Origin of the sequence: Roseivirga sp. (genome assembly GCF_965216855.1) — a bacterium.
Taxonomy (GTDB): Bacteria; Bacteroidota; Bacteroidia; order Cytophagales; family Cyclobacteriaceae; genus Roseivirga.
Map to the genome: position 1 here is coordinate 45,386 of NZ_OZ244204.1, position 18,957 is coordinate 64,342.

Consider the following 18,957-nt stretch of genomic DNA (forward strand, 5'->3'; position numbering starts at 1 on the left):
GAAGTCTCTTGTGAACTCCAAACTAAACTTAGCGTACTCTTGCGGTTAAAACCTGAGTTTCAAATACAGGTGATATGAAGGAGCCTGCTTACTCTACTACTTCTCCCATTTCGGAGAACTTGTCAATACGGGTATTGATTCGCTCTTCAGCGCTCATTTTCATCAATGGCCCAAGCTCTTTCAGGATGCGATTCTTCAGGGTATCGAACATCCATTCCGGATTTCTGTGTGCACCACCCAGCGGCTCTTCGATAATTCCATCGATCAAACCAAAGCTCTGCATATCAGTAGCGGTTAGCTTCAAAGCTTCTGCAGCCTGTTCCTTATAATCCCAGCTTCTCCAGAGAATGGATGAGCATGATTCAGGTGAGATCACCGAATACCAGGTGTTTTCCAGCATCAGTACCTTATCGCCAATGGCAATGCCCAGAGCTCCACCGGAAGCACCTTCACCAATGATGATACAGATAACAGGCACCTTCAACATAAACATCTCTTTAATGTTTCTGGCAATGGCTTCCCCCTGTCCTCTTTCCTCAGCCTCAAAACCCGGATAAGCACCAGGAGTGTCGATGAGGGTGACAATGGGTTTATTGAATTTCTCAGCCATTTTGAAGAGCCTGAGGGCTTTTCTATAACCTTCAGGGTTAGCCATACCGAAGTTGCGCATCTGGCGCTGCTTGGTATTTCTCCCTTTCTGCTGACCTACCAGCATAACGGTCTGTCCACCAATGGTACCAAAACCACCTACCATGGCTTTGTCATCCTTCACGGTTCTGTCGCCATGAATCTCTACAAAGTCATCAGTGATATTATAGAAATAGTCTAATGTATATGGACGATCCGGATGGCGGCTCAACTGAACGCGCTGCCACCTGGTCAGGTTTTTATAGGTCTCTTCTTTAAGCTTCTGAATCTTCTTTTCCAAAGACTTTACATCTTCAGTAACATCTACTCTGCTACTCTCGGCCAATTGCTTCATCTCGGCCAGCTTTCCTTCAAGTTCCACTATGGGTTGTTCAAATTCCAAAAGCATCTCCGTTTGTGATCAAGGTACAAAACTAAATATTAAAGTCCTTTCCCACTTAATTTTTTAGCATAAATGCTGGCGCGAAATATTTTCTTTAATTTAAGCCCATCTACGCAAATTTTACCATTGAATGAATAGTACTTTTAACGCTGATCTGCGAGTGGTCAAGAATGTGCTGCTGATTTTTGCAGCCATTTTAGGCATCATGATTATCAAGACCCTTTCGTCACTACTGATCCCTTTGGCCTTTGCTCTTTTTATTGGTATCCTGGTCTCTCCTATTATCAGTTATCTCGATAAGAAGAAATGGCCTTACACAGTTAGCATTTCGCTCATTACTATTCTGACTCTGGGCTTTCTTTTCCTTATTGGACTGATTGTTTATGACACGGGTTTACAGATTGTAGAACAAAAGGATAAGCTCCTCACCCAGATAGATGACAAGTTTCAGGAGATATTAGAAGGCTTGTCTTTTATTCCCGGTGTGGGCAGTGTGCAAACTGAGGGGATTATTGACACGCTCAATAATATCATTTCAACCGAGTTTCTGCTGAACACTTCAGGAGTCGTGGCCAGTTCTGTGGGAGCCTTTACCTTCAACTTTATTCTCAGCGCTATTTATCTGGTGGCAGTTCTGGGTAGTATTGTTCGCTATGAAAAATACATTGCTTACCTGGAGGGTGATGATCCGGAGGGAAAAGAGCGTTTGGTGAGGTCGTTTGTTGAAGTCAAGAACTCCATTGTGAGTTATATGAAGGTGAAGTTCTTTACCAGCTTTTGTACCGGGTTTTGCTTTGGTATTATCAGCTATGCCTTTGGATTAGACTTCTCTCTCTTCTGGGGCTTCCTGGCTTTCTTATTGAACTTTATTCCTACAGTCGGATCGATTGCCGCGACTATTCCCCCTATTTTATTGGGACTGGTGCAGATTGATTCCAGTGGTACCTATACCTTTTTCATTATCTTACTGGTTGCCACTCAGTTCATCTGGGGTAATGTCATTGAACCAATGGTAATGGGCTCTTCAGTAGCTTTGAATACGGTAACCGTTATCCTTGGCCTGGTTATCTGGGGCTATATCTGGGGTGTGGCAGGTATGCTGCTTTCTGTTCCGTTGATCGTATTGGCGAGGGTCATTCTATCGCAGATACCTGATGCTGATATGATGGTGAAATTGATGGGACGAAGTCAGCTGGAACGATAAGTATTTTTCTCTATCTTAGGCCTTCAAGTATTTTGAAGATCGTGTTCCACGGTCTTGTGGGCTAGCATAATACGAATCATTAACCACTTAATTTTATCGTATGTCCAGTGTTACCACAGATCCCTATTTCTATGCATTGCTATTTGTTTTGGCTGTGCTTATTCTTTTACCGGCCATGGTTTTGCTCAATATTATCCAAAGCCGTTTTGAAGACAATGTACTCAAGCTGATTTGGGTGATTGTTGTGCTCTCTTTGCCTGTCATCGGAATATTGATGTATCTGATTTGGGGAAGAAAGCAGCGACTAGCCGGCTAAGTATTAAAAAAGCCAGGTCTCAAAGATTAAGGTCTGGCTTTTAGCTTATTTTCATGCAGGTGATTATCTTCATTGCTAATCTAAACCCACAAAACTCATTATGATGTTTTTTATCCTTCTGGTCTTTTATGCTATTCCGGTGCTCATAGTAATTGGCGCATTGGTAGACATACTCAGAAATGAATTCGATCCTCAGCAGAATAAAATTATCTGGGTACTGGTAGTTATTCTCTTACCGGTACTGGGATCAATACTGTATTGGATAATTGGAAGGAGTCAGCGAATCAGTCGCTATTAGTTTATACTTCCCAGTCTTTTTTGTGCTTGCTTACTTTGGTGTTAGGCAATACAAATGGAGCAGCAATTGCAGCGATAAACAAGGCGAATACAACAAGAATAAACATAGTCTAGTGATTTGTGTGCGAAGATGCGAATTATCTTAACAGCTGTAAAGTAAAAAAAGAGTTTTTCGAAACTTCTCTTTCAGGCTACCCTATTTCCACCAGTTCATCTTAGGGTTTTCCGGCTCAAATATCTGCTCACTCAGTGCCTGTCCTACCTCAATGTTGAGGTATTTTTCAATTTGAATCAATTGCTCCTGTAAGTAGAAAATCACCTTCTGCTCTACCCATCCCCCTTCGAATTTCTTGTGATCTGAATACTGCACGTCCAGTACTCTGCCATCACTTAGGGCACTGATTCTTCTCACAATATAAAAATGATCGGCATTGACCCAGAATTGCTTGGCCTTGAGATCTCCTTCTTTGGCTCCAACTACATAGACTCGTTGGCCATTGAAGCGATCTTCACGAAACAGAGAAGTGTCGTATCCATAGTTTTTGAGCTTACCTGATACTTCATAGGCAGGCATAAAGTACATGCCTCCTTTAAAAAGCAGAAACTCCTGTGGTTCCAGTCGCTTACTTTGAAATGCCGACTGACTAAAGCGATAGGCAGAGTCATTTCTGAATATGACGAACCGGCCGGGTTCACCATAATCGATTCTGAAACGGTCAGGATACAATATAGCCTCATTCCAGATGGACGTATCGCGGGCAGCGCCACCACTGTATCTGATGGTTTCCTGCTCGAAAGTAAAAGTCTTAAACCAATGATTGCGGTGCTTCACCTGCATGGCATCCAGCAATTGCGAAGTGGAACTGATCTGGGCCATTAGCCCAAGGCCAGATACCGAAGCGATGAAGAGGAAGATTACTTTTCTCATACCTGAATCTAGGCCTTTTTATACCCGGTTGATGCGTAGAACTTGCTTTTACTTATTATGAATGAACAGGGCATTCTCGGTAGTATTTCTGGCTGAGAAGATTACCCTGTCATAGGAGTTTCCATAAAAGCCATGAAAGCGCTCGAACATATCATTAGTGGTGATAGGTGTGTAAACCTGGGTAGCTACATCATAAAAGAACAGCTCTCCCGGCTCCCCGTTGCCCGTATCTACATCGAGAATCAGGGACTGATCGTTTTCGCCAAAGGCCAGAGGAAGGTTGTTATCCATCGATTCTGTGAGTAATGTCTTTTCTCCGGTATTCACATCATAGCTCACGGCTGCATAATGAGCGAGGTTGGCATCATTGGGCGATACTACTTCAGAAGCCAGTATTTTTGACCCATCAGGTGAAAAACCTAGCGGTCTTATGTACCGCGTTTGAGATCCATAGTCTATCAGGTTGCCTCCATCAAAGTCCAGGGTCATGATTCTGGAGCTGGTCCAGCCTTCAACGAGTAGCCTGTTGTTTACCTCATCTACATCTCTTAAAAGTGGATTCAACTCTTTATCCATCAATACCGTCACTTGTCTATTCTCCCGCTCCATACGTCTGAGCGACACTTCAACGATACCATTCCCCTGAGTGTAAACAATATTACCATCAGGCAGGTACTGCAGGTCCCAGAAATAGCCGTCACCCTGCACTGTCAAAAGCAGTGCATTGATCTGTGTCTGGAATGGATACTCGTACATTTTAGAGATGACAGTCCCTGTTTCAGCATTACTGATGCTGTAGAGAATTCTTGAATCATCATTGGAAATGTCAAGAGCATCTATCTGCCCATCACCATGCAGGATGGTAGTAACGTTGCTGTCTTCGTCAATCTTTCTGATGCTGTATTCATCGGTCTGATAGTTGACCATGGCATAGTAAATAGTGGTACCATCATTACTGACTACCAGTGCTCCTACTCCCCAGCCTTCGCTGGCCAATCCATCCAGATTTTCGAGTTTAACAGTACCTTGTGAATTAATGGTTAAGGGGGCATCGTCATCCTTACATCCGGAGAATACCAGGGTCAGAGCCAGAAGAAGTGTTACGCGTTTCATTGTGTATGATCTAATCATTCTTAATCAGTAAGTTACTGATTAGTGAACATAATGAGTAGTCTACTTGATTGAATTGGATGATTCTATGATAAGCGGAAAATAAAAAATGACTTCACTGTACCAGAATGAAGCCATTTCTCAAACGCTCGGCAGACTACTTTTTCCACCGTTTCATCATAAAGTCTTTCTGACCCATAGGTCCAAAACCGATCACATTTCCTTGATCGTCCAGATAAATCTCCCAGTTCATATCCTGATCTTCAAAATAGAATGTCGTATCAGAGGAAGGAATGATTTCTACTCTGCTTGGATTGCCGTCAGGTTGAATGTATAGTTTGCCACCTTCAGTGGTCAGGTGCATGAAACCATTATCACCATAGTCTCCAACGTATTTGGCAATTTGTTCTTCAGTCAATTGATGAACCACTCGCTTTTCAGGCATTTCAAAGGGTTTACCTTTCCATATGTTTTGGATAGCCTGATATACGGGAAGGGCATATTGAACACTTTGATCATGCAATACAACCAGAAGATTTCCTTCATCAATATATCGGGTTACAACTGCATTGGATGAAACTCCCTGACCAATGTGTTGGAACTGTCGCTGCCCCATTTTCTTTTCAACCAGGCTACCCCCATAGCCATATCGACCTTCTTCTCCATTACCGAGTGTCATGGGTCTGTAAGCCTGATTCATCACTATGGGTGTAATGATAGTGCCTTCCGCTATGGCCCTATCCAATCTATAGAGGTCTTCAGCGGTTGATTTCATACCCCCATCGCCTACCATCAGGGCGAAGAGATTATCAATGTTTGCTTCACCCAGCTTAGTTTTGTAGTCTGACTGTTCTACATTGAAATAGGTTTCTGTCATATCGGCTGGTTCCAGTATTTGCTGCCTTACATAATCAGTGAAAGACATATCAGTTACCTGCTCTACAATATCAGCCAATAACATATAGGCAGTTTGATTGTAGGCTTCAAACTCTCCTGGTTTTGATTGGGCACCAGGTTTTAGTCTGGCTACCAGTTCTACCATTTCTTTAGTACTCAGGAACTGATCGTGTGGCCAGTTGGCGAAGACTACTTCAAAAAACCGTGGCAAACCACTGGTGTGGTTCAGAATATGCTTCAATTGTACACCACGGTAAAAACTAAGTGAAGGAAAGTATTTTGCCAATGGATCATTGAGGTTGAGTTTTCCCTGCTCATAAAGCTGCAAAATACTGAGTGCGGTAATGCCCTTAGCAACCGACTGAATATCTATGGGAGTTGTGTTCATGTAGGCTTGACCTTGCTGTGTTTCACCATAAGATTTCAGAAACCTGATTTCTCCGTTTTCGGCAATGAGTACCTGGCCATGAAACATCTCCTCTTTTGCGATTATGCTTAAAGCTGAATCGAGGGTTTTAAAATTCTGCTGAGCCTGACCTTGTATAGAAAGAACCGCCAGCGCCATAAAAATCGTTAATGTTCTCATCTGTTCTTTTTTGTTCAAATCACGCCAAAACAGCCTGAAACTAGAAATTTAGTCGATAGACACAGAATAGACAGGTGGAAGAAATTGGCTTTCGCTTCATACAAGGTGGAAAATCAGATACGTCAATGGATATGAAATTGTACTGCTCTTTAAAGGATGGAGTTACTTCAGGCTTCGGCAGATCTTTCGCTACACTCAAGATGAAAAAGGGACTGTCTTTAGTAAGATGAGATTCTTCGCTCCACTGCGTTTCGCTCTGAATGACATAGAAACGGACTACTTCCTCTCTTCAATCGATAGGGCTAGTTACTTGAAACTCAAAATTCACCCTACTTTTCCATCCCGACCGAAAGGAGGGATCTACCATACTTTGGCTTCGGCAGATTCTTCGTTTTACTCAAGATAGAAAACCAGATGAGTCAACGGATCTGATACAGTACTACCCCTTTAGGGCCAAGGGTAGAAAACCTGCATCGTCTTTCTTGAGAGATTGCTTCGTCATAAAACCTTGTTATCACAGGTTTTATTTCTCGCAATGACAGTACCGGGGCAGCCATGTGTACCGTCATTTAAGGCAAAGATCAGTCTGGTTACGGATTATTAAGGGTTCAGCACGTCTTTAGACAATACTCTTTGTGGTTGGAGATTAAGAGACGTTAGGGATTCCCGCTTTATCTGCCAATCAAGGTAGGCTGCGCGGGAATGACGCGTTATAGGGGCGGTCTTGGGTAACTCCTTCGTTTTACTCAAGATAGAAAACCAGATGAGTCAACGGATCTGATACTGTACTACCCCTTTAGAGGCCAGGGGAATTTCTTATGCAGAACAGATTGCTTCGTCATAAAACCTTGTTATCACAGGTTTTATTTCTCGGAATGAGGGTTCCGGAAGAGATACTTACACTGTCATCAGATAACGGACAAGATCATCAGTCTCGGTGAGGTTCATCTTCTTGCGCATGCGATACCGCCCCGTATTGACACTACTGGCTGAAATATTCAGGATACTGCCAATCTCTTTAGAGCTCAGGTTAAGTCGCAATAAAGCACATAGTCGAAGCTCGTAAGCGGTAAGTGCCGGGTGAATAGAAAGGATTTTATCGAAGAACCCACTATGGATTTGTTCGAAACTGGTTCGGAAATTTTCCCACTCTACCTCGGAGTTAAAGGCCTCACTGACAGAACTCAGTACATCGGCCTTTTCCATTTTTTCCTTATCCGTTAATTTGGAGTTAAGCTCTTCCAGCTTTTGGTTTTTCTGTCGGATCACCTCCAGTAACTCATTCATCCGCTTTTCCTTGGAACTAAGTTCTGACCTGATTAGCTCATTTTTCAACTCAATACTGCGCATCTCTGCCTGAGTGCTACGCATCCTGTACATGCGCAGTTTCTTGCTATTGCGCTGCCGGGAATTCTTAGTGTTGATAGCAATGAAAACTACAATACCAATGGTGGCGAGCAGGGTGATACCAACATCGCGCATCATAATGCGGTTAGTGAGAAAACGTCTCTCCTCTTCTTCAGGTGTTTCAGACCGGTTTTCTTGAATGCGTTCCCATGTTTCTTCGTCTATATGGCTTGGACGTTGTTTTGCCGTGTCCTTATCCTGAGCCGATAAGTGAAGACTAAACAAGCAGACCAGTATTACCAATAAGGCTTTAAAACGCATGGTCAAACTTATAAAAATACTCGTAATGATTGGCTCTGATAAGTGTCCTACTGAATAGACATCGAATAGACATGTGCCTGTTTCATCCAACAGGAACAGGAATAGAAAAAGAAAAGGCTATCTCCTAACATTTCATACGCCCTTGCTCATTATTGAAACTGAATAGCTTCAGTCTGACGCTTTAGAATGATTTGAAAATAGCCTCCTAAGAATAGATCGTTTCTTAACTCATGGACGCATCTACCTGACCGTTCCCTGTTAATTCATAGGCCTTATCAAACAGGTAAATGGTTAAGCCATCAGCAGATTCATTGTGAATGGTCACATGTCCCTTACTGGCTTTAATGGTGAGGTTTCTTTCCCTGAACTTGATTTTGAAAGAGTAACCATCCCAGTGATCAGGAAGGTATGGGCTAAAATACAGTTCCCCGTTTCTCACCCTCATTCCAGCAAAACCCTTGGCAAATGCCATCCAGGTTCCGGCCATGGATGTGGTGTGACAACCATCTTCTGTATCGTTGTTATAATCGTCCAGGTCGAGTCTGGCAGTTCTGAGGTACATCTCATAAGCCTTTTCCTTCCGTCCCAGTTTAGAAGCCAGAATAGCATGTACGCATGGCGACAGCGATGATTCATGCACTGTCATTGGCTCATAGAAGTCGAAGTTACGCTCTATGGTTTCCAAATCGAACTCATCTTCGAAGAGGTAAATACCTTGCAATGTATCGGCTTGTTTGATAAAGCAAGATCTTAGAATTCTGTCCCATGACCAGTTCTGGTTAATGGGTCTCTGACCTTTAGGGATATCTCCAACCGGCATTAGTTCCTTATCGAGGAAACCATCCTGTTGAAGGAAAACACCTCGTTTTTCATCATAGCCCAAATACATATTGTCAACGATATGCTGCCACTTCTCAACTTCGCTTTCCTTAAAGTTCAGCTGGTTAAGCAGTTTAGTTAGTTTTTCTGAGCCTTTATGTTTTTGCAGTCCCTCTATGGTATAACCCAATGTCCAAAGGGCCATTTTAGAGGTATACCAGTTATTGTTGACGTTATTCTCATACTCATTAGGACCAGTCACTCCGTGCATTACATACTGGCCTTTGTTTTTAGACCAATGCACTCTTTGTGCCCAGAATCTTGAAATAGCGATGAGCACTTCCAGACCATAGTCGATGAGATAGTCTTCATCACCATGATAGTTGATGTAATCATAAATGGCATAAGCGATAGCGCCATTTCTGTGGATTTCCTCAAAGGTGATCTCCCACTCATTATGACATTCCTCACCGTTCATGGTAACCATTGGATACAGCGCTGCACCATCAGTAAATCCTAGCTTTTGTGCATTTTCAATAGCTTTCTGAAGGTGTTTGTATCGATATAGTACCAGGTTTCTGGCTACTTCCTGATCGCTGGTTGCCAGATAAAATGCCAGGCAGTATGCTTCAGTATCCCAATAGGTACTTCCACCATATTTCTCACCGGTAAAGCCTTTAGGTCCAATATTGAGTCGCTCATCCTCACCAGTGTAGGTCTGATTCAGCTGGAAGATGTTGAAGCGAATACCTTGTTGGGAAGAAACATCTCCCTCGATGATGATATCACTCTTCTCCCATTTGGAAGCCCAGGCTTCAATATGTTCCTGAAGCAAGGTGTCAAATCCGGCAGAAGCAGCGGCTTCTACCTCTTTCTGACATTCTGCTACCAACTGATCTTTGGCGAAGTACATAGAAGAGATATTGGAAGCGAACTTCTCAATGGTAAAGGACTCCCCTTCTTTTACCTGACCGGTCACCTGAACTTCAACGTACTTATCTTTTTCTGCAGTAGCTGTGGCTTGATTTTCCCAGGCACCACTGAACTTAAACTGCATACCGGTGGCCACCCAGAAATCTGTTTTCTTGGTGCTGGCCAATACATAGCTAAATCCGTCAGTGGCTTTCTTACCCTGCTCATTCCAGAACTTCTCATCATAGTTGGAATCAGCGTTCATTACGTCAAAATCCACATAAGGTACCAACTGAGCCCCTCCTGAGAAATTGAGTGGTGTCACGGTATAGGACAATGCGCCTACTTTGGTTCTGGCCATACTACAGATTCTGGTTGATGTCACCTCTACCTGTTTGCCTGAAGGCAATGTGGCTTTAAATGATCTTTTCAGCCAGCCTTCTTTCATGTTGAGCTCTCTCCTGAAATCTTCGACCTGACATTGGGCCAGATCCAGTGCTTCACCATCAAAGCTGATATTGATACCGATCCAGTTGGAAGCATTCAGAACCTTAGCAAAGTATTCCGGGTAACCGTTTTTCCACCAACCTACACGGGTTTTATCAGGATAGTAAACTCCTGCTACATAGTTACCAGCCAGGCTATCGCCAGAGTATTGCTCTTCGAAATTGGCTCGTTGGCCAAACATTCCGTTACCTATGCTGAATATACTTTCAGAAATCTTATTGTATTCCGGTTCAAATCCTTCTTCAATTATCGACCAGGGATCGTGTTTGATATAGTTCTTCATGAGGTTGATTATAATTGGTTAAATATGCTAAGGTCAATTGCTTTCATGTCGGGTATTACGAGGTCTGCCTCGTGCAGTATATCGGACTCTCCCACTCCAATACACTTGAAGTTGCCTCTTTTGGCTGCCTGAACACCAGATATGGCGTCTTCAAATACTACACAGTCTGCTGGTGATAAACCTAACTGATCGGCTCCTAAGAGAAAGACTTCAGGGTGTGGTTTGGAGTGACTGATATGGTTACCATCTACCGCTACTTCAAATCTGTCACTCAGACCAACCGCCTTTAAAATGACAGGTGCATTCTTACTGGAAGACCCCAGAGCAATGGCAATGTCGTTGTCTTTCAATAAATCGAGGAACTCCACCACTCCGGGTAGAATATCATTGGGTGTCATTTTAGAAATGATGTCAACGTAGATATGATTCTTGCGGGTCGTTAGTTCTTCAATCTCACTGGCTGATTTGGTCATGCCTCCCATCTCCAGAATACGTCTCATAGATTCTGTTCGGCTAACCCCTTTCAGTTGTTCATTATCTATTTCAGTAAATGGTATGTTCAGTTCATCTGCCATAGCCTTCCAAGCTACAAAATGGGCAGGTACGGTGTCGACAATCACACCGTCTAAATCAAAAATACAGGCCTTTGGTAATGTCATTTAAAATCAGGGTAATTGGCTCTCATCATTTCTTCAGTATCAGAGAGAGGCTTGAAAACTTCAAAAGTAGTGCCTTGTGTGCGTTGGGCTCCGAGTGCATTGGCGTACATAGATGCGCGAACATAATGATCAGCACCATCCATTAAACCATAAGCCAGTCCTCCGGCAAATGAATCACCGCAGCCTGTAGTATCGACTACATTTTCCATAAAGATGCTCTTGACGAACTCTTCTTTTAGCTGTCCATTTTCCTTGGTGAAGACTTTGCAGCCTGTGGCATCGGTTGTAATGATCAATGCTCTCGGTCCGCGGTCCAGGATATAATCGGCCATAGGTCTGAGGTGATCCTGCCCGATATCATCTAAAAGGTCAGTCAATTCATCTTCTCTGTACTCATGCTTGTACCAGGTACACCATGACTCTTCCAGGTTCATTTTCAGGACATCAATATAGGGTAACCACATATCGCGCTCAACCCAGAATTTCTTATGTCTGTCTCCGCTAATGGTCATGGTATGCGTAGGTCCATGTCCATCGAAGATGATTACTCCCTTGCTATGCTCTTTCAGGTACTTTACAGTATCCAGGGCGATTTCATGATCTGTAATGGGAACAAATACAAATGCATCACAATCCAGAAATGGTGCCATATCTACGGGCATGATGGGATTCATAAAGGCAGTCTGCTTTTCTTCCCTGAAGTTCTGGTCGATGAATTTAAGTTTGATTACATCTCCACTGTCTGCTTCATCCGAAACACCCGACATATCGATGGCCGCGTAGGGCGCAAAGATTTCCTTAACGGCAGGCATATCTTGTTTGCGGATGTGAGAAATGGGATAAACCGTACCAAGCCCTTCAATCAGCTGGGCAAGGCCAATGGTTGGATGGGTGATGCAGCCATATTTCTCGATGACTTCACCTCTGTGTGTTGTAATGTGATCTCTTGGTATAGGGCCAATCACGGCCACTTTATAGTGCTTGCTCATGGCATCAATGCTGTTATTGATCTAATGCAGTGTCAGTGCTAAACGATCGTTGAATATACCCAAAATAGCAGATGCTAAGAGAACAAAAGTCCAATAATCTGCTATTGGTAGACCCGAACATAATCAATTTCAAAACGGTTTGGAAAGACATCGTTTGCAATGCCCATTTTGCCACCCCAGTCGCCACCTACGGCCAAATTGAGGATGAGATAGAATGGCTGATCAAACGGCCAGTCATCAGGTCCCTGGCCTGTGTTTTCGAAGGTGTTGTACAACTGATCATCCATGTAGAAGTCAATCTTATTTTCATCCCACTCAATGGCATATACATGGAACTTCTGAGAGATATCTTCGATCTGAACTGAATCTCCTTTTTGAGTACCAATTCTATGGTTAAACGATTGAGTATGCACTGTACCGTGCATATTCCCCTGATCGTAGCCTACATGCTCCATAATATCGATCTCTCCGCTACGTGGCCATCCACCATAGGTGTTTTCAGTAGAAAGCATCCAGATAGCCGGCCAGTTCCCTCTGCCTTCAGGAATTCGGGCTTTCACTTCTACCCTTCCATATTTCCAGTCTCCCTTATTCCGGGTAACCAGCTTGGCTGATGTATAGGCATTGGTTTTGAACGAATCGGCCAGAGCTGTTATGGTTAGTATGCCGTGAGCCAGGTTGATGTTTTCAGGACGGTCTGTGTAATACTGGGCCTCGTGATTGCCAAAGCCACATAATTCAGGACACCCGTTACCCACATAAGCGGTCCATTTGGTGGTGTCTAACTCTCTACCATCAAACTCATCCTGCCAAACCAGTTCGCGTTCGGGCTCACAGCTGAGAATGGTCAGAAATGCGCATAGAAAAGAGACAGGTATGATATATTTATTCTTCATCTAACAGGGTAAAATTGACTGACTTCAGACTTTCAGAATCAAAACCAAGGTACGCAGTAAATTGGCCGGATTCAGGTCCAAAGGTCATATCTTTTCTGTAGAAAGCCAGCATATCAGGCTCAATTCTGAAGCTTATGGTCTTGCTTTCACCGGCTTGCAGTGTAACTCTTTGAAAGGATTTCAGCTCCTTCAAAGGCCGTGTTATACTGGCTACCAGATCTCGAATGTACAATTGCACCACCTCAGTTCCCTTTCTTTTTCCGGTATTAGTAATGAGACATTCCAAAGTGATTGTGTCATTTAAATACATTTCACTTTGACTGATTCTGATTTCGCTCAGGTTGAAATGAGTGTAAGTAAGCCCATAGCCAAATGGGTAAAGCGGTATATTCTCTACATCTCTGTATTTGGACTGATAAATCCTTTCCGACCTGGGCTCGGAGTAGTCACCCAGATAAGGTCTTCCGGTACTCTTCACTTGATAATGAATAGGTACTTGTCCTACTGCCCTTGGGAAAGTCATCGGTAGCTTTCCTAGAGGTTCTGACCTGCCGAATAGTATATTAGCCAATGCGTGCCCTGCTTCAGTTCCCAACGACCAGGTAACCAGAATGGCATCGACTAAAGGTTCTAATGCTGATAATACCAATGGTCTGCCACAAGAAACTACTGCAATCATCGGTTTATCCAGTTTTTTCAGCGCCTTCACTAAGTCCAACTGATTCTCTGGCAATCCAATATCAGATCGACTGGCAGCTTCACCATTCATAACAGCTGATTCTCCCAGTGCCAGAATAATCACATCTGCAGCAGAAGCCTTTTCAATGGCTTCTGAGAAGTGTTGCTCTGTTGACTGATAAAGTTCACAACCTAAAGCCAGTTGAACAGGCTGAACAGCCTTGATGCCTTCATAAAAGGAAACGGGATCATCTGGTTCAGCAAAGAATGACCAGGTGCCATTCATATCAGCTTTGTTATCAGCGAGAGGCCCAATTAAGGTCAGCAGATGCTGTTTAGGTTCCAGTGGAAGCAAATCCCCCTTATTCTTGAGCAATACGATGGACTCTTCAGCCATTTGTCTAGCCAGTTGAAGGTGTTGATCCGATTTGAGAGACACCTGCTCTCTTTCCAGATTACCATAGCGGTAAGGGTCTTCAAAGAGTCCCAGTTTCTCTTTGAGGCTCAATACCTGCCCAACAGCCTGATCTAAAGTTGACATGGCTAACTGGCCATTAGCGACTAATTGTGGAACATGTTGGAGGTAAGCCTCTGACATCATGTCGAGGTCGGTGCCGGCTTGCAGACACTGTAGCGCAGCATCTTTTAAGTCAGCAGAGGTGCCATGTGCAGTCGTCTCAGCAATTGAAGCCCAGTCTGATACCACCAGTCCATCGAAGCCCCATTCCTCTCTGAGTATTTGCCTGAGGAGATAATCATTGGCGGTACAGGGAACACCATTCAGATCATTAAAAGATGACATGACAGTGGCGGCACCAGCTTCCAGGGCTTTTTTATAAGCAGGTAAATAGGTCTGTCTGAGTCTGTACTCGGACATATCGACTGTATTATAGTCGCGACCTGCTTCTGCAGCGCCATAGGCCGCTAAATGCTTGACGCAGGCGGCCAGTGTATCAGGTGCCTTCAGGTCTTTGCCCTGAAATCCCCTCACTCTGGCTGCAGCAATTAAACCGGATAAGTAAGGATCTTCGCCACCTCCTTCAGCCACTCTTCCCCAGCGGGCATCCAAGCCGATGTCGCACATGGGGGCGAAATTGAAATTGATGCCTACAGCAGTAGACTCATCAGCTGCGGCTCTGGCTGTTTGCTCTATGAGTTCAAGATTCCAGGAAGCGGATTCGCCCAAAGGGATAGGAAAAATCGTTTTAAGACCATGAATAACATCAGCACCAATCAATAATGGAATGCCCCATTTTGACTCTTCCACTGCAATCTTTTGCAGCCGGTGGATATAGTCAGTACCATAAATATTAAAGAGTCCGGTAATTTCCCCTGACCTGATTTGCTCATCGAACTTATCAGAGGCAGTTGTCTTCATGGTAGGTCCGGTCATAAAGAGGTCTCCTACCAGAAAATTGAGTTGTCCGGCCTTTTCTTCAACACTCAGTTGAGCCAATAAGGCTTGTACATGTTCTGAGAATTGACCCATTACATTTTACCGTAAACGCGAACGTAATCAATTACGAACTGAGCACTCTCGGCCTGAAGATCAATGGCTCCTCCCATTCCGCCCCCCATAGCCAGGTTAAGGATAATGTTTTGAGGCTCGTTGAAAGGCCACTCTAGTCGATCCCCCGTTTTATCATAGGTGAAATAGTGCTCTCCATCAACATAACCTAAAATACCCTCAGGTGACCATTCAACTGCATAGGTATGATAGGTATTAGCCATATCCTCAACTTCGGTGGTAGCTGTAATCTGAGTACCTTCTTTGAAATAGTATCTTCTGGTGTGACATGAGGCATGGTTAATACCGTTCCCAGATTCATCATCAATTTCGTTACCCACGCACTCTAATATATCTACCTCGCCACAATAGGGCCATGACAATTCGTCTCTGTAATCATCACCCAATAGCCAACCGGCAGCCCATGTGCCATTAGTAGCCGGTACTTTGGCTCTGAATTCAATCTTACCATAAAGGAAGCTGATTTTACCTCTGGTGGTCAACCTGGCTGAGGTCCAGGCCTGATTCATGTCATTTTTATGAGCTTCAATGATCAGGTTACCATTTTCAACCCTGGCATTTTCTAAACGGGCTTTGGTATAGTACTGAGGTTCATTATTACCCCATCCCCAGTTACCGATATCATAAGTCCATTTCAGGCTATCCGGTAAACCTTCACCCTCAAATTCATCGGACCATACTATTTGCCAGCTTTCTCCTTCGGTCGATTGTTCCATGCTGACTGGAGTAATCTGGTGATCGACCATCTTCGTCAACAGAACCTTGTCAATCTTCAGCCCTTTACCTTGAGCATGTAATTTAAAATCATGATTTCCGGCATTTAAAGGGCTACCGTCTATCGTTTTCTCTTCAATCTGCTGGCTGTTGAAGTTCATATTACCCGTAATATTATAGGTCCTGCCATCTTCATTGTTGTGGTAGTCTTCCAGCCAGATGGTGCCTTCTCCCGATGCCATAACCCGAACCTCATAACGTCCTGCTTTTATGACGTCAAGCTTAAAGGTTAGTTCCGCCTCATTTTGGTTCAGACTTAGTATATCTGATGATTTAGACCAGGAAGCCACATCATAAGCCAGGTCTTCTAATTCTATGGTATAGTCAGCTTCTGTCAGCTTTTCTGACTGACAAGCTGAAAACAAGAACAGAGCAAGCAAAAGGGAGATATAGTTTTTCATCAGTTTTTGATTAGAATGGATTCCAGTTCTTCGAGACTTCTGCCTTTTGTTTCAGGCAATTTAATGAAGATATAAATGAGGCCTACTGCGGCCAGAATACCGTAGATCAGGAAAGTAGGTGCACTACCTATAGTACTGAGTTCCCATGGAAAGAGGAACTGAACCAATGCACTGACTGCAGAATTCAAAAAGCCTACGGCTGATATAGCCAGTCCACGGATCTTCAACGGAAATAGTTCTGAGAAGAGCACCCACATAACAGGACCTAGTGATATGGCAAAGGAAGCCACAAAGCCAATGATTCCGATTAGAATCAATGTAGGGTTCATATCAATGGCTGCAGTAATGAGTTCTGACTCATAAGCTTTAGCCGCCTGATCACCCAATTGTTTTCTTAAAGCTTCTTTATAGATCACATCATTGGCAAAAGATTGTCCATCTAAAAGATACAGCGCCTCTTTATTTATGTCATCTGAAAGCACCTCAATCTTGTCTTTCGAGAGGCTGTAATTAGCAGAGTTGAAGCCATAGGCCAGCACGAACATAAAGATAGCGATGCCTGCCACACCAATCATGAGTAATGGTTTTCTGCCTAATCGGTCAATAAGAGCCATGGCCAGAATGGTAAAGACCAGGTTGGTCAGTCCCACCAGAATAGCCTGTATAAACGATGCATCTGTACCAATGCCAGACTGTTCGAATATCATTGGAGCATAGAAGAATACGGAGTTGATACCGGTAATCTGTTGCAGAACTCCAATGACAATTCCGATGGTCAGCACCAGTTTGAAGGCCGGTTTGAATAGTTCTTTGATAGGCGTTCTCTTCTTCCTGGTATCAGACTTCAGCGCTTCTTTAATCGATTTGATATCAGTTTCTGTGCGTTCTGCGCTGGTAAATTTGAGCATAACCGCTCTGGCTTCTTCCTCGCGCTGTTTCATTATGAGCCATCTCGGGCTTCTGGGAACAGCATACAATCCGAAGAAATAAAGGACAGCAGGTAAGGCTTCCACTCCCAGCATCCAACGCCAGTTGTGTTCAGCTAAGCCTAATTGGCTTACCCAGGCAGCATCAGAATCTGAAAAAGAGAGGATCAAGTAATTACTAAAAAAGGCCAGTGAAATACCGACCACAATATTAAGCTGATTGAAGGATACCAGCTTACCGCGTGATTCAGGTGGGGCTACCTCAGCAATATACATAGGTGCCAGAATCAGAGAAGCGCCAACACCTATTCCTCCCAACATTCTAAAGATCAGAAATAGGGTGAAGTTCGGAGCCAAAGCACTGCCCACAGCAGATATGGTGAAAATAACAGCACAGTATTTAAGCAATACTCTTCTGCCATAGCGGTCGCTAAGTGGTCCTGATACCATCATAGCCAATGCGGCTACTATTGTCAATGAACTTACAGAGAAGCCCAGTTCGAGATCTGTCAGCTGAAAATCAAGCTGAACGAACTTGTTTACACCGCTGATTACGGAGGCATCGAAGCCCATGAGTAAGCCACCCAGGGCCACAATTGCGGCTACCTGAGTGGTATATCTTGATTGTTTTTTCATGGCAGGCTGGTTGGTTTAAGACAGAGTTAGTCGAACTGAAAAACCCTGATATAGTCCACGATGAAATGCTGTGGGAAAGTGGTGGTATTATCCGGATTGCCCGGTAAGTTTCCTCCAACCGCCAGGTTCATGATAAAGAAAAAGTTGTTTCTGAATTCGTCTAATTCAGCCGGAGTGGTATCGATTACATGATATTGCTGATTATCGACATACCATTTAATGCTTGATTCATCCCAGATGATTGAGAAGACGTGATAAGTGTCATGGAATGATCCGAAAGGCAAGGTTCTTGAACCACCGAATTCAGCGTGCTGTCCATTATCTGACCAGTGCACTGTACCAAGAACAGTGTTTTCACGACCGTTCCCTCCTACCATCTCCATAATGTCTATTTCTCCGCAAGCTGGCCAGCCTACGGTATTAAAGTTGGATCCCAGCATCCAAAGTGCGGGCCACATGCCCTGACCTTCCGGCAAAGAAGCACGGATATCTACGCGACCGTATTGAAAGTCGAACTTGTTCTGGGTGATGATTCTGGAAGAGGTATAGCTTCTTCCATTCAATGTCTCTCTCTTGGCGGTAATGACAAGGTTCCCTTCAACAATACTGGTATTGTTTTCTGTGTAGTATTGAAGCTCATTATTACCCCAACCGTTGTTTCCCGTTCCTATTTCATAAGACCAGTTCGAAGAATTAAGTGTAGTACCATCGAATTCATCTTGCCAGACCAAACTCATATTAGTATAGCTTAAAGGCGAATCGGGGCCTTCTGAAGGAATAATACTTACTTCTTCAGGTGTTTCATCTTCTCCACCACCGCAGGCAAACACAGACGCTGCAATGATCAATATTAAGGCTTTGGTGAGCTTTCTCATTTGTGTTCGGTTTAAATAGGCAAGCCGTCTGTTAAGAG

The 18,957-nt window shown here is 43.8% G+C and carries 16 protein-coding genes; 3 read left to right on the forward strand and 13 right to left on the reverse strand.

Annotated elements, in window-relative coordinates; translation table 11 throughout:
• Positions 1-88 precede the first annotated feature (88 nt).
• Positions 89-1,036, reverse strand: a complete 948-nt coding sequence (locus ACOOEY_RS00185; RefSeq protein ID WP_420386639.1) for an acetyl-CoA carboxylase carboxyltransferase subunit alpha — start codon at positions 1,034-1,036, stop codon at positions 89-91.
• Positions 1,037-1,160: 124 nt separating this feature from the next.
• Between ACOOEY_RS00185 and ACOOEY_RS00190 the strand changes: the two genes are divergently transcribed.
• From ACOOEY_RS00190 to ACOOEY_RS00200, 3 genes are all read left to right on the forward strand, one after another.
• Positions 1,161-2,234: an AI-2E family transporter gene (locus ACOOEY_RS00190; RefSeq protein WP_420386640.1), complete on the forward strand. Its 1,074-nt coding sequence runs from the start codon at positions 1,161-1,163 to the stop codon at positions 2,232-2,234.
• A gap of 100 nt (positions 2,235-2,334) precedes the next feature.
• Entirely contained in the window at positions 2,335-2,550 is a 216-nt protein-coding gene (locus ACOOEY_RS00195; protein ID WP_420386641.1) for a PLDc N-terminal domain-containing protein, read from the forward strand.
• 100 nt (positions 2,551-2,650) lie between these two features.
• The gene (locus ACOOEY_RS00200; protein WP_420386642.1) at positions 2,651-2,848 is read left to right on the forward strand and encodes a PLDc N-terminal domain-containing protein; all 198 of its coding nucleotides are present in this window, start codon (positions 2,651-2,653) and stop codon (positions 2,846-2,848) included.
• 195 nt (positions 2,849-3,043) lie between these two features.
• Here the strand turns inward: ACOOEY_RS00200 and ACOOEY_RS00205 are convergent, their stop codons facing one another.
• The 12 genes from ACOOEY_RS00205 to ACOOEY_RS00260 all read right to left on the reverse strand — a co-directional run bounded on the left by ACOOEY_RS00205 (position 3,044) and on the right by ACOOEY_RS00260 (position 18,919).
• Positions 3,044-3,775 (reverse strand): hypothetical protein, encoded by a 732-nt coding sequence (locus ACOOEY_RS00205; RefSeq protein WP_420386643.1) that lies wholly within the window; start codon positions 3,773-3,775, stop codon positions 3,044-3,046.
• Positions 3,776-3,823: 48 nt separating this feature from the next.
• A complete protein-coding gene (locus tag ACOOEY_RS00210) occupies positions 3,824-4,888 on the reverse strand; it encodes a hypothetical protein (protein WP_420386644.1) in 1,065 nt (354 codons plus the stop codon).
• Between the two features lie 154 nt (positions 4,889-5,042).
• On the reverse strand, positions 5,043-6,368 hold the full coding sequence (locus ACOOEY_RS00215; protein ID WP_420386645.1) for a serine hydrolase domain-containing protein: 1,326 nt from the start codon (positions 6,366-6,368) through the stop codon (positions 5,043-5,045).
• Positions 6,369-7,265: 897 nt separating this feature from the next.
• Positions 7,266-8,036 carry a LuxR C-terminal-related transcriptional regulator gene (locus ACOOEY_RS00220; protein WP_420386646.1) on the reverse strand — a complete coding sequence of 257 codons (771 nt, stop codon included), beginning with the start codon at positions 8,034-8,036 and terminating at the stop codon, positions 7,266-7,268.
• A gap of 223 nt (positions 8,037-8,259) precedes the next feature.
• Entirely contained in the window at positions 8,260-10,557 is a 2,298-nt protein-coding gene (locus ACOOEY_RS00225) for a glycoside hydrolase family 65 protein (protein WP_420386647.1), read from the reverse strand.
• Positions 10,558-10,565: 8 nt separating this feature from the next.
• Positions 10,566-11,216 (reverse strand): beta-phosphoglucomutase, encoded by a 651-nt coding sequence (gene pgmB / locus ACOOEY_RS00230; protein ID WP_420386648.1) that lies wholly within the window; start codon positions 11,214-11,216, stop codon positions 10,566-10,568.
• Positions 11,213-12,205, reverse strand: coding sequence for a carbohydrate kinase family protein (locus tag ACOOEY_RS00235; protein ID WP_420386649.1), 993 nt, complete (start codon positions 12,203-12,205; stop codon positions 11,213-11,215). The genes pgmB and ACOOEY_RS00235 overlap by 4 nt, the downstream gene beginning before the upstream one ends.
• A gap of 101 nt (positions 12,206-12,306) precedes the next feature.
• Positions 12,307-13,101: a glycoside hydrolase family 16 protein gene (locus ACOOEY_RS00240; protein WP_420386650.1), complete on the reverse strand. Its 795-nt coding sequence runs from the start codon at positions 13,099-13,101 to the stop codon at positions 12,307-12,309.
• Positions 13,091-15,268, reverse strand: coding sequence for a glycoside hydrolase family 3 N-terminal domain-containing protein (locus tag ACOOEY_RS00245; protein ID WP_420386651.1), 2,178 nt, complete (start codon positions 15,266-15,268; stop codon positions 13,091-13,093). The genes ACOOEY_RS00240 and ACOOEY_RS00245 overlap by 11 nt, the downstream gene beginning before the upstream one ends.
• Entirely contained in the window at positions 15,268-16,482 is a 1,215-nt protein-coding gene (locus ACOOEY_RS00250; RefSeq protein WP_420386652.1) for a glycoside hydrolase family 16 protein, read from the reverse strand. The genes ACOOEY_RS00245 and ACOOEY_RS00250 overlap by 1 nt, the downstream gene beginning before the upstream one ends.
• The gene (locus ACOOEY_RS00255) at positions 16,482-18,044 is read right to left on the reverse strand and encodes a sugar porter family MFS transporter (RefSeq protein WP_420386653.1); all 1,563 of its coding nucleotides are present in this window, start codon (positions 18,042-18,044) and stop codon (positions 16,482-16,484) included. The genes ACOOEY_RS00250 and ACOOEY_RS00255 overlap by 1 nt, the downstream gene beginning before the upstream one ends.
• Positions 18,045-18,070: 26 nt before the next feature.
• Positions 18,071-18,919, reverse strand: a complete 849-nt coding sequence (locus tag ACOOEY_RS00260) for a glycoside hydrolase family 16 protein (RefSeq protein ID WP_420386654.1) — start codon at positions 18,917-18,919, stop codon at positions 18,071-18,073.
• Between the last annotated feature and the right edge of the window lie 38 nt (positions 18,920-18,957).

Excerpts from the sequence above, each read along its gene's own strand:
- ACOOEY_RS00185 (WP_420386639.1), bottom strand. The coding sequence starts at position 1,036 with ATGCTTTTGGAATTTGAACAACCCATAGTGGAACTTGAAGGAAAGCTG.
- ACOOEY_RS00190 (WP_420386640.1), top strand. The coding sequence starts at position 1,161 with ATGAATAGTACTTTTAACGCTGATCTGCGAGTGGTCAAGAATGTGCTG.
- ACOOEY_RS00195 (WP_420386641.1), top strand. The coding sequence starts at position 2,335 with ATGTCCAGTGTTACCACAGATCCCTATTTCTATGCATTGCTATTTGTT.
- ACOOEY_RS00200 (WP_420386642.1), top strand. The coding sequence starts at position 2,651 with ATGATGTTTTTTATCCTTCTGGTCTTTTATGCTATTCCGGTGCTCATA.
- ACOOEY_RS00205 (WP_420386643.1), bottom strand. The coding sequence starts at position 3,775 with ATGAGAAAAGTAATCTTCCTCTTCATCGCTTCGGTATCTGGCCTTGGG.
- ACOOEY_RS00210 (WP_420386644.1), bottom strand. The coding sequence starts at position 4,888 with ATGAAACGCGTAACACTTCTTCTGGCTCTGACCCTGGTATTCTCCGGA.
- ACOOEY_RS00215 (WP_420386645.1), bottom strand. The coding sequence starts at position 6,368 with ATGAGAACATTAACGATTTTTATGGCGCTGGCGGTTCTTTCTATACAA.
- ACOOEY_RS00220 (WP_420386646.1), bottom strand. The coding sequence starts at position 8,036 with ATGCGTTTTAAAGCCTTATTGGTAATACTGGTCTGCTTGTTTAGTCTT.
- ACOOEY_RS00225 (WP_420386647.1), bottom strand. The coding sequence starts at position 10,557 with ATGAAGAACTATATCAAACACGATCCCTGGTCGATAATTGAAGAAGGA.
- pgmB (WP_420386648.1), bottom strand. The coding sequence starts at position 11,216 with ATGACATTACCAAAGGCCTGTATTTTTGATTTAGACGGTGTGATTGTC.
- ACOOEY_RS00235 (WP_420386649.1), bottom strand. The coding sequence starts at position 12,205 with ATGAGCAAGCACTATAAAGTGGCCGTGATTGGCCCTATACCAAGAGAT.
- ACOOEY_RS00240 (WP_420386650.1), bottom strand. The coding sequence starts at position 13,101 with ATGAAGAATAAATATATCATACCTGTCTCTTTTCTATGCGCATTTCTG.
- ACOOEY_RS00245 (WP_420386651.1), bottom strand. The coding sequence starts at position 15,268 with ATGGGTCAATTCTCAGAACATGTACAAGCCTTATTGGCTCAACTGAGT.
- ACOOEY_RS00250 (WP_420386652.1), bottom strand. The coding sequence starts at position 16,482 with ATGAAAAACTATATCTCCCTTTTGCTTGCTCTGTTCTTGTTTTCAGCT.
- ACOOEY_RS00255 (WP_420386653.1), bottom strand. The coding sequence starts at position 18,044 with ATGAAAAAACAATCAAGATATACCACTCAGGTAGCCGCAATTGTGGCC.
- ACOOEY_RS00260 (WP_420386654.1), bottom strand. The coding sequence starts at position 18,919 with ATGAGAAAGCTCACCAAAGCCTTAATATTGATCATTGCAGCGTCTGTG.